The sequence below is a fragment of the Sphingomonas sp. GW821-FHT10C01 genome, assembly GCF_059415525.1.
In genome coordinates, this window is the sequence record NZ_JBWKNK010000001.1 from 1103892 (window position 1) to 1116738 (window position 12847).

Consider the following 12847-nt stretch of genomic DNA (forward strand, 5'->3'; position numbering starts at 1 on the left):
GACGCTGGCGATCCTGCCTGTGCTTCTCCGCGGCGCCCGTGCTCCAGCCCTTGACCTGATCGAGTGCTGGAAGTGCGATCGTGAGGAACGGTGCCCGTGCGAGCGCGGCGATTGCAAAACTGTGGCATGGTTCAGACCCTGCGAATCGACGGGAGAGGCGTATGCGGCGGCATCTGCTGGTTTGGATCGTCAGCCTTCTGGTCACCGGCACGGCGCAGGCGGCGGCGTCCGGGGCGCCGCGACGCGAAGGAGCGGCATTTACCGATCGGCTGACGCTGGCGCCCTGCCGGATCGCCAAGGACGCGGGATCGGGAAAGCGGGTGGAGGTCGAGGCGCGCTGTGGCACCTTCCTGGTGCCCGAGAACCGAGGTGTCGCGCGCTCGCGCATGCTCCCGCTGCGGCTGGTGATCCTGCCCTCTCGCTCGAGCCGCCCGCGCGATCCGGTATTCATACTCTCCGGGGGGCCGGGTCAGCCGGCAACCGATCAGGCGCAATATTATCATGGCGGGTGGCAGTCCGAGAATCATGAGGTCGTGCTGCTGGACCTGCGCGGAACCGGCGAGGGGACGGCGCTCGATTGCAACCTTGGCGGCTCGGACAACGATCTTCAGGGCTATCTCAACGGCTATCTGGCCGACGGCGCGGGTTATGCCGCCTGTCGCGATGCGCTCCAGCGGCATGCCGATCTGCGCCAGTACACGACCATGAGCGCGATGCGGGATCTGGACGAACTGCGGCAGGCGTTGGGCTATCGCAAGATCAACCTGGAGGGCGGCTCGTACGGGACGCGTGCGGCCATCACCTATATCCGGATGTTCCCGCGGCGCGTCCACGCCGCTCTGCTCTTCAGCCTCGTTCCCATCGAGAACCGCGCGCCGCTCTATCATGCCGCGGCGGCGCAACGCGCCTTTACCCAGCTCGTCGAGCAATGCCGGGCGGATGCCGGGTGTCGCGCGGCCTATCCCGACATCAACGGCGACCTTCAGGCCGTGCTTGAGCGGTTGCGTGCCGAACCGGCCCGTGTGCGTGTTCCCCATCCGGTGACCGCGCTCCCGACCGAGGTTCGCCTCGGGGCTTCGGGTTTCGCGGATGCGCTGCGCGTGATGCTGTACTCGGTCGATTCGGGACGACGCGTGCCGCTTCTCCTGCGTCGCGCGCGCGCAGGCGACCTTGTTCCGTTCGCCGAGGCGGCACTACGGAGCAGCAGGGGGTTCACCCAGAGCATCCGCGCCGGCTTGCTGCTCTCCTTCACCTGTGCCGAGGATGTCTCGAGAATTCGGCCCGAGGAGGTTGCGAAGGAGACGGCGGGGAGCTTCATCGGCGCCCAGCGCGTGCGCAGCCAGATGGCCGCGTGTTCGGTGTGGCCGAAGGGGGATGTCCCGCAAGATTACTATCGTCCGCTGCGCTCGCGCGTCCCCGCGATCCTCGTGTCGGGGAACCTCGATCCGGTGACGCCGCCGAGCTGGGGGGAGATCGCGTTGCGCTATTTCCCGAATGGCATCCATATCGTGCTTCCGGGCACCCATACCCCGACCAACGACTGCGTGAACGACCTGGGGCGGAAGCTGTTTCTCACGGGGACCACGCGCGGACTGGACGGGAACTGCGCGGCCGCGACGACACTGCCTCCCTTTGTCCTGCCGGACTGAATCCAGCCGGTTCATTTCCCCTTCCAGTCCCCGATCCGCCAGCCGCCGAACATCGGCCGCTCGCGATCCTGCGGTCGTTTTGCCGGATCGGCCTTGCTCCACCCCTTGACCTGATCGAGTGCGGGCGGGGGAAGGATCTTGGGTCCGAAGAGATGGGGTATCCCCCGCGCGCGGCGTTCGGCTTCGGCGATGTTGAACGCTTCCCGGCCGCGCTGCTGTTGCGCCTCGTACATCGCGCCGAGGCGGAAGCTCCGCGCTTCGCTGCTCTCGCCACGGCGGCGTTTGATGTGATCCGGTTCGGCCTGAAGGCGCACTTCCTTCTGATGGAGGTAAAGGAGCTGGAGGGCCTCGCTCGGGGTGAGCTGCGGGATCGGCGGGGGTTCGTTGTGGCGCCAGCCGTCGTCGCGATAGCTTTCGGGGTCGGCGGCTTCGAGCATTGCCAGTTCCAGCCGTTCATAGCCCATCTCCAGCGCGAGCCGCATCTCGCGGGCGAAGGCGGGGCTCTCTTTGCGGCGATGGTAGAAGGCCGAATGGGTGAACCCTGTCGCCGCGGCCGACAGGCGGACGTTGGCGGTGGCGCTGAGCGCGGCGAGGAAAGTCTGTTCCGCCTCCCGGTCCAGCCGCCGCCGTTGGGCGCGACGCAGCTGCAGGTGGCCGGAAGCGGCGCGGACGATATGGGGTTCGCGGTCCGGATTTTCGACCGGCTCGGCGGCGTTGAGGTTGGCATGAGCCAGCGCGAGCGCCGCATCCCATTCGGCGGCCAAGGCGGCGTCGCAGTTGCGGCGCCTGATCATCGTCGTGCGGTTGAGGCCTAGGCTGCGCGCCGCTTCCCGCGCATTGCCGGTGCGGCGAAGCGCGGCGAGGAAGGCATCATTCTCTTTTGCCTGACGTCGGTTGAACGGACGGCCCATCCGCCAGTGTTCCGAAACGCATTCCAACATTGCAAGTGGGTTTCAGGGGGCGTCGCGGGGCCGCGATTTCGTCCCTTCGTCACAAGATTCGTCCCACCGCACCTCCGCGATTGCGGTCGGGGAGCGCGTTGCGCCAGCGCTGCCCGGCACCAGATCCAATGAGGCGCTTCATCCATGTCATCTTCCATCCAGGCTTGTTTCACCGGGATTGCCTTCACCCTGTTTGCCGCCGCATCAGCCCCCGCGGCGGCGCAGGAGGCGGAGGCTCCCGGTGAAACCCGCGCGAGCGGGGATACCGCCGCGACATCGGCCGAGGACGCGTTCGGCGCCAGCGTCGGGATCAACCAGGTCGGCCTCTACAGCCCCTATCAGACGCGCGGTTTCGACCTGGTCTCATCGGGTGGGGCGACGCGGATCGACGGCTTCTACTTTCACCCCGCCGCGCTGCCGTCGGAATCGCTGGTGTCGGGATCGTCGATCAATGTCGGTATCGCCGCGACGGCGCTCGACCTGCCGCTGCCGACGGGCGTGGTCGGCTATCGGCTGCGCGACCCTGGGCAGAAGAGCTCGCTGTCGGTTACCGCCGGAACGCGCGGGTTCGGCTCGCCCAGCGTCGAGGCGCTGGGAAGCCTGGTGACCGACGATGGCAGGCTGGGCCTTGTCGCGCATACCTTCATCAGCCCGGAGGAGAATTGGTCGACCGGGCAGGAAGGCGCGCGGTACGAGGCCGGGGCGGTGGCGCGCTGGTCGCTCGCGCCGGGAACGCGGGTGCGCGTCTTTGGCGGGATCAGCCGGCAGACCAACAATGGCGATCTTGCGGTTCTGCCCGATGGGGCGGCGACGCCGCCACCGCTGCGGACGCGGCACAATTACAGCGCCGAATGGGCGGAGTCGCGCTCGACCAGCGGCAATTTCGGCGCGCTGGTCGAACATCGCTCGGGCGGGTGGCTGCTCGGCGCCTCGGCGGTGCGGTCGACGCGCGATGCTTCCCGTACCGACACGACGGTGCTGTCGATCGACGGCGCGGGGCGGGTGAGGAGCACCCTCTATCACACGCCCGAGGCCGATGCCCGGTCGGACTCGGTTGAGGTGAAGGCGTTCAGGACCTTCACGCTGGCCGGGGCGACGCATCGTGTCGGGCTGGCGTTTCGCAACCGCCATTCGGTCACGCGCCGGGCCGACGCCATCGCGGTTCCCGCCGGGAGCTTCAACGTGTGGGATGACCCGGTTGCCGTCGCCCGGCCGAATTTCCCCGGCACCGTGCCGCTCAGCCGGGATGAGGTCGACCAGAGCATCCTCAGCGCCACCTACGAGCTGTCGGTCGACGACGATCTCGAGCTGCGGCTGGGGGCGCATCGCAACCGGTACGAGAAGAGCTTCCGCGACACGCGCGGGGCGCAGTCGACCCAGCGTGACAAGTCGGTGCTGTTCAGCGCTTCGGGGCTCTGGAACGCGACATCGCGGCTGCATTTCTTTGCGAGCTATGTCGCGGGACTTGAGGAATCGGGGGTGGCGCCCGATGCGGCGATCAACCGCGGGGCGGTGCTGCCGCCGGTCGAGGCGCGGCAGTACGAGGTGGGTGCGCGGTTCGACGTGACGTCGCGGCTGGGCTTCATTCTGGCGGGATTCGACATCCGCAAGCCGATCTACGGGCTGCGTTCCGACTCGGTCTATGCCCCGGTCGGCACGGTCCGCCACCGCGGGATCGAGGCATCGCTGACCGGCCAGCTAACCAAGACAACGACAGTCGTGCTAGGCGCCAACATCGTCCAAGCCCGGATTTCGGGGGAGCAGGTGGAGGCGGGGTTGGTAAGGCCCGAAGCTCCCGGCGTGTCCGCCTTCAACGCGACGATCGCGTTCGAGCAGAAGCTGACCGATCGATGGAGCATCGACACCTATATTCTCTACGAAGGCGCGCGGCGCCGCGACAACCGGAGTGAGGCGGAATTGGCGGCGGTGCCTTTCGGCTATCTCGGGACGCGATATGATTTGAGGCTGGGCGGGGCCGAGGTGTCTTTGCGGGCACAGCTGGTGAACATGTTTGACCGCAAGGGCTATTATGCGACGCCCTATGGATCGCTTGTGCCGGTGACCGGGCAGCATTGGCGCTTGCTCCTCACCACAAAGCTCTGAGATGCTATAGACCTGGAAGAGGATGATTGGACGATGACCGGAACCATTGCCCGTTTCCCGGAATCGTGGCGCGAGGCGGCGCGGCGGCTGTTGCCGCTGGCGCTGATCCCGGTGGGTGCGGTCTATTGCATGCTCTCAGAGATGCTCTTCAGCGAGGAGCGATCGGGACTGATCGAGAGCCTGAGCTGGGCGGCCGCGACGTTGGGGCCGTGGGTCGCGGCCGCGATGATGTTCGAGCATGGCGCTCGGTTCGCACGGAAGCGGTCGCAGTTGATCCTGCTGGGCCTGGGCCTTGCCTTCGCCGCCTATGCAGCGAGCGGTGCGGCGGCGCTTTGGCTGGGATCAGGCGCGGAGCGCGCTTTTTTCAGCCGGCTGCCGCTGTTCGGCGTCGCGCTGCTCGGAGCGGCGCTCTATCCGGTCTGGGTTCCGGCGGAAGCATCGCATGATCTGGCGCCGGCGGGCGATGTTCCGCCGGTCCCGCCCGCTGACATTCTGTTCGCCTGTGCGGCCGGAAACTATGTCGAACTCTACACCGAGCAACGCACTGTCGTGTGGCGCCAGACGATGCGGAATGCGGAACGCGTGCTGCGCAAGGTTGGCTTCGTCCGGGTCCATCGCTCCTACCTGGTCCCATGGCGAAACATCGATGTGCTCGTCCGCGACCGGAAGGCTGTCGTCGAGGTCGCACTGGTCGGCGGCCGCCGGCTTCCGGTGTCGAGCCGCTACGCGAACAACCTTGCGGATCAGACCCTGCAATAGCCCGTACGGGCCCCTACTTGGGGCGCCCGCTATACCCCGCTGCTTGGCGTAGCGCGTCGCCATCCATCACATAGCCGTCGCTCACCACGGTCACGACGCGGCGGAGTGCACCGATCTCGGTCGAGGGATCGCCATCAACCAGCACCATGTCAGCTTCCTTGCCGACCGCGATCGAGCCGGTGCGCTTGTCGGCACCGACCACACGAGCAGGCAGGATGGTCGCGCTCTGCAGCGCCTGGGCGGGTGTGAAGCCGGCTTGCTGATAGATTTCGAGCTCGCGGATCAACTCGATCCCCCAGCCGTCGGTCCCGGCAACGATCGGCACGCCGGCCTTGTGCAGCTTGCCGACAAGCTGGACCATCTTCGCATAGCTCTTGCGATAGTCGTCGCGCGTCAGCCCCTCGACCAGCGGATAGCCGCTGCGAGTGAAGGCGGAGCGTTCGACGACGGGCGAGATGATGCCCATATAGGGTGCGTAGGCTGGGTGCGGCTTGCCGCCATCCTGTGTCAGGAAACCTTCGAAAATGACGATCGTCGGGTCGACGATGGTCTTGCGCCTGGCGAGATCGGCGACGAAGTTGGTCATCAGTGGCGCGTCGAGATCGACGTCCTTGAAATAGCGCGCCGGCCCTTCCATCCGCTGGCGGGTATTGGCCTTGTCGATCACTTCCCTCGGCATCGATTCCATTACGACGAAGTTGAGGTGAGTCAGCTCGTCATAGCCCGCAGCCACGGCTTCGCTCGGCTTCATCGTCGCCGGGACATGACCATGAACGTGAAGGCCGAGCTTGTGCGCTTCGGCTGCGGCCGGAGCGATCCAGGCGGGATTCATCGAGGTGTAGAATTTGACGCCCCAAAGGCCAGCCGCCTTGATCTTGCGGACCGCGGCGATCGCTTCGGCCTCGCTGCTCACCACTTCGGCGCCCTGCGCCGCGAGAGGGTCCTTCTTGTCGATGATCGCGGAGATGAACGGCTCGCCCATCAAGAGCGTGCCGGCGGAGCGGCGCTTGGTTGCGTCAACCGCACGGTCGAAAGTGGTGCCAGGGCTGCGGAAGCTGGTGATGCCGTTGGCGACATTGGCGAGCACATCCCAATCGTCGCCGATATGCAGATGGCTGTCCCAGATTCCGGGAACGAGTGTCTTGCCACGCCCATCAATGGTGCGTGTGCCGGCGGGGGCCTTGATCGATCCTGACGCGCCGATTGCAGCGATCTTGCCATCGCGCGCGAGCACCGCGCGGTTGGTTAAGAATACGCCCTTGTCGGCGTCGAACAGCCGGACATTGTCGAACAGCACAGGCGCCCTTGCCGCCGATGTCAGGAAGCGCTGTGCAATACCCTTGAGTTCGGCCGCTGTCGCCGCCTCCTGCGCGTCGCGAAGCTGCCTGAGCGCGCCTTCGTAGCCGGCCGGCATCACCGAGATATGGCCGATATCTGCGAAAAAGCGCTTGTTCTCGTCCAGCCAGACCGGGACGGGCGACGGCAAGAGGCCCTTGATGAAGGCGAGCTGGACTCTCTTCGGCCCGGCAGGGCCGGCAATGGTCACCGTCTGACCAAAGACCATGTGGCCCTTGCCGCTGGGCAGGAAGGCAAGGCCGGCGTCCCCCGCCGCTGCCAGCTTCTCGATCATCGGCGCGCCGGCGATACCGACGCCGCCCGCTGGTACGTACCAGCCGGTTGCCGGCGCGTCGCCCGAATCGGACACGGTTTTCCAGGTCGCGCGGCCATTCTGAACCCTGAAGGTTTCGGCGGCGTCACCCGACATCGTCACACCGCGGACTGTCAGCGCAGTGATCGAGCCGTCGGGAGCGATGCTGCTCACCTGGTCCATCTCGGTGATCCAGCCGCGCAGTTCCTGCGACCAGCGATAGGCGGTACGGCCATCCGGAAGCTGCCAACGCCACTGATCGCCATGCTTGCCCGCTTCGGACACGACCACATAGTGAACCGCGTCGGCGGGCGGCTTCAGCAGTTCTTCCTTGGGGATTGGATTCGATGCCTGAGCCGGCGCCGGATCGTCATGTGCCAAGGCCGGGGCGGTGGACGCGAGCAGGACGGCGATCAGAGCAAGGCGCATAACATCTCCACGAATGGGAAATCGAGCGTGGCAAGCTCATTCGGCAAAAGCAACGGGCCTTCGACGAGCGACTTTCATTCGTTTTCCAGGCGTCTGAACACGTTCCGGTACCCAGTGTTCGGAAAGTTTTCGCCTTTCGTTCGGCGAGCGCGGAAGCTGTGATGTGTGATTGGTTTCCTCAGATTTTACTATCGATTCGCCCGAAATCGACGGATTCAATTAATAGATCGGGTAGGTTCAAGTCTTCATCGCTTGATAAGGACATGATACTAACCTCTAATCTTCTTTAGGGAGGGGCCGTGCTGCGCGTACTTTCCTGCTTGACGACGGAGCATGACTTCGGACTTGTCGTCGTGGCTGCGGTGGTCTGCCTGCTCTCGATGGTGACTGCCTTCATGCTCGCGGCCCAGATCGGCGAGATGCGCGCCCGGCGGCGTGTGCGCTGGCTTGCGGCGCTGGGCTTTGTTTCCGGCGGTGGTATCTGGGCGACCCATTTCATCGCGATGCTCGCCTACCAGCCGCAACTGCCCACAGCCTATGATCCATTGCGCACGGCTTTGTCGATCGGCGTCGGGGTCGCTGCATCGACGGCGGCGTGGCGTGCCTTCTTCGCCAAGAGCGTCATTTGGCGCATGGCGGCTCCCGCGATCTTCGCCGTCGGTGTGGCCGCGATGCACAAGACTGGGATGACGGCGCTCCAGACCACGGGGCGGATTACCTATGATGGCACGTTGATCGCCGGATCAGTCGCGGTCGGGGTGGTGTTGAGCTATTTGGGTTTCCACTGGGCGGAACGGCGCTGGCGACGCGTCCCGCTGCTTCCAGCGCTGGCTCTCGTGTCGGCGATTGTCGCGATCCATTTCGGATCGATGGCGGCGGTGACGATTTACCCTGAATCGGGGCTGACGATCGATCCGAGCACGATCGAATCGGAGACGGTGGCGCTGCTGATCGCGACGCTGGCGGCGGCAATCCTGGCGGTGGGGCTGGTGACCGCATTGGCCGAAGCCCGGATTGCACGGCACGCCCGGCACGAGGCGGACCGGCTCAAGAGCTTTAGCGAAAGCGCGCTGGAGGCTCTCGCGATTCTCGAGAATGACGTGGTCGTCGACGCCAACACCACCTTCTGGGGGCTGGCGGGCTATGATCCAGTGCACCCGCCTGAAGGGTTGGAGCTTTCGTCGCTGTTGCCCGAAGTGCCGGCCGATACGCCTCAGCGGCTGGGGCCGGGCTTCTTCAACACGCAGCTGCGGGCGCGGGATGGCGAGCGGATCGATGTCGAGATGGCGTTCCGACGCGGGCAGCTGCTTGGTGTTGACCGCGATTTCGTGGTGCTCCGCGACGTGTCTGAACAGACCGCGGCGGCGGCGCGGATCGCGCATCTGGCCGCGCACGACCCTTTGACCGGCGCCGCCAACCGGCTGAGCCTCAACCACCTGCTTGCCGATGCCTTGACGCGATCAAATGAGCAGGCGCCGGTTGCCTTGCTGTGTCTGGATCTCGACCGGTTCAAGACGGTGAACGATGTTCACGGTCATGCGACTGGCGACGCGCTGTTGGTCGAGGTGACGCGACGTATTCGTGAGTGCATGACCGGGCATGAGGCGCTGGCGCGACTGGGCGGCGATGAGTTTGCGATCGTCCAGCCCGGTGGAGACCAGCCGCACCGCGCGGCATCGCTCGCGCGTGCGATCCTGGACGCATTGGCGGTGCCGATGCAGGTGGCGGGCCGATCGATTAGGACCGGAGCGAGCATCGGTATCGCGATTCATCCCGAGAATGCGATCTCCGTGGAGGAACTGCACACCAAGGCCGACCTCGCATTGTATCGCGCCAAGGCGCAGGGGCGCGGCACGATGCGCTTTTTCGACGCGAATATGGACGAGCAGCTGGTCCGGCGGCTTGAGCTTCAGCATGATCTGCAGTTCGCGCTGCAGCGAGGCGAACTCAGCCTAGTCTATCAACCGATCGCTTGCCTGGTGACGGGCGCGATTATTGGCTTCGAGGCGTTGCTGCGCTGGACCCATCCTGAACATGGTGAAATTCCGCCAGCGGAATTCATCCCGCTGGCGGAAGATGGTGGGATGATCGCCCCGATCGGCGAATGGGTGCTGCGCAGCGCGTGCCGCGAGGCGGGCCGGTGGCGGCAGCCGTTGAAGATCTCGGTCAACCTTTCGCCCGCGCAGATCGCGCAGACCGATATAACGGACATGATCGTATCCGCGCTGTCCGACGCGAAGCTCAGCCCGCGGCGGCTCGATCTGGAAGTGACCGAAGGGCTGCTGGTCGGCGATCCTGATGGGACGCTGGCAGCGCTCCGCACGATCAAGGCGTTGGGCGTCGGTGTCGCGATGGACGATTTTGGTACGGGCTATTCCTCGCTCGCCTATTTCCGCGCTTTTCCGTTCGACGAAGTAAAGATCGACCGATCGTTCATCGAACATCTTACGACCAGTCGCGAATCGCTCGCGATCGTCCGCGCGGTGATCGGGCTGGGCAAGGGGCTGGGCATGTCGATCATCGCCGAAGGGGTGGAGACCGAGGCACAGATGCAATTGCTGCTGGCCGAGGGATGCGACAAGATCCAGGGCTATCTGGTCGGCGTTCCGGCGTCGATCGGTCGCTACAAGCGCGGCGTGATCGCACGCCGGGCGGCGCCCTGTACCGATCCCGCCGGATGGGTCAAAGAATGGGCGGGGATACTCTCTCCCGAGATGCCCGGGCGAGGCGCGACGCTACCCGCTCGCTCTGCGGCCGCGTAGCCAGCGACCGGTCAGAGATCGCAACGATCCTCTCAGGCGCGAGAGCACCTAAGGCGTCCACAGTGTTCAGGCAGATGCTAGTACACGGCCCGGGCCGAGAGAGATGCTTGGGACGTTTCACCACATATTCTGTGGCTGTGATCAGGCGGCGACGCTGGTGCCGTCTGAGCCGCGGATAGCCAAGCCACGTGCCTCGATCACTGGGAGCGGGCGACCGAAATAATAGCCCTGCACCTTGGTGCAGCCCAGTGCCTGGACCAGCCGGTGCTCGTCCTCGGTTTCCACACCTTCGGCGGTAGTGGCCATGCCCAGGCTGTCGGCGAGCGCGACGACGGCGCGGATGATCGCGATCGCCTCCTTGCTTCCCGTGGACGCGCCCTGGACAAAGCTGCGGTCGACCTTGATCGACGAGAAGCGGGTGCGGCTCAAATAGCCGAGTGAGGAATAGCCGGTGCCGAAATCGTCGAGGCTGAGGCGGACGCCCATGTCTAGGATCGTCTCCAGCGTGCGCACAGCGGCAGTACCTTCGCGCATAAAGACGCTTTCAGTCACTTCGAGCTCGAGCCGGTCGGGCCGCAGCCCGCTGTCGCGCAGTGCGGCGGCGACGAAGGAGGCGAAGGCCGGATTATGAAGCTGATCAGGGCTGACGTTGACGGCGACACGGATCGGATCGTCCCAGGTCGCGGCTTCGATGCACGCCGCGCGCAGCACCCATTCGCCGATCGGCGCGATCAGCCGCGCTTCCTCGGCCAGCGGCACGAACTTGGCGGGAGAGATCGCGCCCAGTTCCGGATGAGTCCAGCGTAGCAATGCCTCAAACCCTGTTAGTTTGCCGCTGCCACTCTGCACCACTGGTTGATAGAGAAGGTGGAACTGATCGTTCTCGAGCGCGGCGCGCAGCGCCATTTCGAGCACACGGCGCTCCTCGGCTTGGACGTGAAGTTCGGGCTCATAGGCATGGAAGACGCCGCCGCCCGCGTCCTTGGATCGGTAGAGCGCAAGATCGGCCGAGCGGATCAGCATCTCTGCGGTTCGCCCGTCGCGCGGTCCGATTGCGAGGCCGACGCTAGCGCCGATGAAGAGCGTGTGCTGATCGACCTCATAGGGCTGCGACAGCACGGTGATGATCGATTGCGCGAGCCGTTCCACTGCGGCGCTGTCGGTTGCGTCGCGAACCACCACGGCGAACTCGTCGCCGCCCAGCCGTCCGATCACGTCATTGGCGGTCATCAACTGCTTGAGCCGCTCCGACACGCGGCTCAGCAGCCGGTCGCCGACCGGGTGGCCAAGTGTGTCGTTAACCGCCTTGAACCGGTCGAGATCGATCATCATGAAGGCGCAGCGCGAGCCCCATTTTTCGGCTTCGGTCATCGCCGTGCCCAGCGCTTCATTGATCAGCAGACGGTTGGGCAGCCCGGTCAGCGGATCGTAGCGTGCCATGCGGCTGATCTTGTTCGCCGATTCGCGCGCCTCGGTGACGTCGGAGCCGACCCCACGGAAGCCGACATAGCCGCCTTCCTCGTTGAAGCGGGGCGATCCCGTCATTTCCCACCACCGCTCGACGCCGTCAATGTAGACGGGGAGTAGCAGGTCTCGGAACGGTTCGCGCTGCTTGATCCGCTCGGCTAGTTCGCGGAGTCCTTGGGAGAAATTGCCGCTTTCCCAGGCGGTGCCGGCGAGCACCTGAAGGAACGGCATGCCGTTGATCGCCTTGGGGTCGACGCCCAACGAAACAGCGAACCGCGGGTTGGCGCGCACAACGCGGCGCTGCGCATCGGTTTCCCACAGCCAGTCGGCGGACTTGTCCTCGAACTCACGCAGCAGCAGGCTGACGGTCTCGTCCCGCTCGGCCAGCGCGATCTCGTTGGCGCGGATCACGACCAGCGCCTTGCCGCGCGAGAAGCAGGCAATGATCAGCAGAACGGTGAACAACAGGGAGGCGGCGCCCAGTGCCGGGGCGGTGGTAAGCGCGAGCGAGACCGCAGCGGATCCGCCTAGAACGGCCAGGAAGGAAATTGTCGCCAGTGGCAGCGCGGCCATCGCGACCGCGGAAGCGGCCATCAGGATCGACAGCACGATCCACATCGCCGCGGCTTGATCGGCATTGGCGGAGGGACCGAAGAACAATGGGGCGATCGACCAGACCGCGCCCAGCGAAATGCCGTCAAGCACGGTTTCGCGGACGTCCTTGAGGGTCGCCGTTCGCTCCGTCCGGTGGCGGACCGCGAGGCGGCGAAAGGCGACGGTGACGCCGACCGCCGCGACCAGCGCGCTCCAGCTTGCGAGCTTCCACAGTGGGAAAATGGGCGCGAAATTGAGCGTCATCAGTGCGGCACCGACGACATTCGCGGCCAGCATGAACAGGGCGAGCTGACTGCCTGCATTCATCTGGGCGGCGCGAATCGGACCCCAGTCGGTGGTGTCCGCAGGGTCATACAGGCCGAGCAGCGCGCGTACATCGATGCGCGGTCTGGCGAACTGGGATGTTGTCTGGCTCGTCACGTCGTCGCAAATAACCCAAATTGGGTTAGCGAGAGGTTAGGTGATCAACCGGGG

Annotated in this window: 7 protein-coding genes; 4 read left to right on the top strand and 3 right to left on the bottom strand. The window is 65.4% G+C overall.

Annotated features, from left to right (window positions below; all coding sequences use genetic code 11):
* The first annotated feature begins 161 nt into the window (after positions 1 to 161).
* Positions 162 to 1649 carry an alpha/beta fold hydrolase gene (locus AC07M1_RS05405; RefSeq protein WP_495161539.1) on the top strand — a complete coding sequence of 496 codons (1488 nt, stop codon included), beginning with the start codon at positions 162 to 164 and terminating at the stop codon, positions 1647 to 1649.
* A gap of 11 nt (positions 1650 to 1660) precedes the next feature.
* Here the strand turns inward: AC07M1_RS05405 and AC07M1_RS05410 are convergent, their stop codons facing one another.
* Positions 1661 to 2560, bottom strand: coding sequence for a hypothetical protein (locus tag AC07M1_RS05410; protein WP_495161540.1), 900 nt, complete (start codon positions 2558 to 2560; stop codon positions 1661 to 1663).
* A gap of 174 nt (positions 2561 to 2734) precedes the next feature.
* Here AC07M1_RS05410 and AC07M1_RS05415 point away from each other — a divergent pair, with 174 nt between their 5' ends.
* Positions 2735 to 4693: a TonB-dependent receptor domain-containing protein gene (locus tag AC07M1_RS05415; protein ID WP_495161541.1), complete on the top strand. Its 1959-nt coding sequence runs from the start codon at positions 2735 to 2737 to the stop codon at positions 4691 to 4693.
* Between the two features lie 33 nt (positions 4694 to 4726).
* Positions 4727 to 5452 (top strand): LytTR family DNA-binding domain-containing protein, encoded by a 726-nt coding sequence (locus AC07M1_RS05420; protein ID WP_495161542.1) that lies wholly within the window; start codon positions 4727 to 4729, stop codon positions 5450 to 5452.
* A 13-nt stretch (positions 5453 to 5465) separates the two neighbouring features.
* Here AC07M1_RS05420 and AC07M1_RS05425 read toward each other — a convergent pair whose 3' ends face one another.
* Entirely contained in the window at positions 5466 to 7529 is a 2064-nt protein-coding gene (locus AC07M1_RS05425; RefSeq protein WP_495161543.1) for an amidohydrolase family protein, read from the bottom strand.
* Between the two features lie 299 nt (positions 7530 to 7828).
* Between AC07M1_RS05425 and AC07M1_RS05430 the strand changes: the two genes are divergently transcribed.
* Positions 7829 to 10291, top strand: a complete 2463-nt coding sequence (locus AC07M1_RS05430; RefSeq protein WP_495161544.1) for a putative bifunctional diguanylate cyclase/phosphodiesterase — start codon at positions 7829 to 7831, stop codon at positions 10289 to 10291.
* A 141-nt stretch (positions 10292 to 10432) separates the two neighbouring features.
* Here AC07M1_RS05430 and AC07M1_RS05435 read toward each other — a convergent pair whose 3' ends face one another.
* On the bottom strand, positions 10433 to 12793 hold the full coding sequence (locus AC07M1_RS05435; RefSeq protein ID WP_495161545.1) for a putative bifunctional diguanylate cyclase/phosphodiesterase: 2361 nt from the start codon (positions 12791 to 12793) through the stop codon (positions 10433 to 10435).
* Between the last annotated feature and the right edge of the window lie 54 nt (positions 12794 to 12847).

Excerpts from the sequence above, each read along its gene's own strand:
- AC07M1_RS05405 (WP_495161539.1), top strand. The coding sequence starts at position 162 with ATGCGGCGGCATCTGCTGGTTTGGATCGTCAGCCTTCTGGTCACCGGC.
- AC07M1_RS05410 (WP_495161540.1), bottom strand. The coding sequence starts at position 2,560 with ATGGGCCGTCCGTTCAACCGACGTCAGGCAAAAGAGAATGATGCCTTC.
- AC07M1_RS05415 (WP_495161541.1), top strand. The coding sequence starts at position 2,735 with ATGTCATCTTCCATCCAGGCTTGTTTCACCGGGATTGCCTTCACCCTG.
- AC07M1_RS05420 (WP_495161542.1), top strand. The coding sequence starts at position 4,727 with ATGACCGGAACCATTGCCCGTTTCCCGGAATCGTGGCGCGAGGCGGCG.
- AC07M1_RS05425 (WP_495161543.1), bottom strand. The coding sequence starts at position 7,529 with ATGCGCCTTGCTCTGATCGCCGTCCTGCTCGCGTCCACCGCCCCGGCC.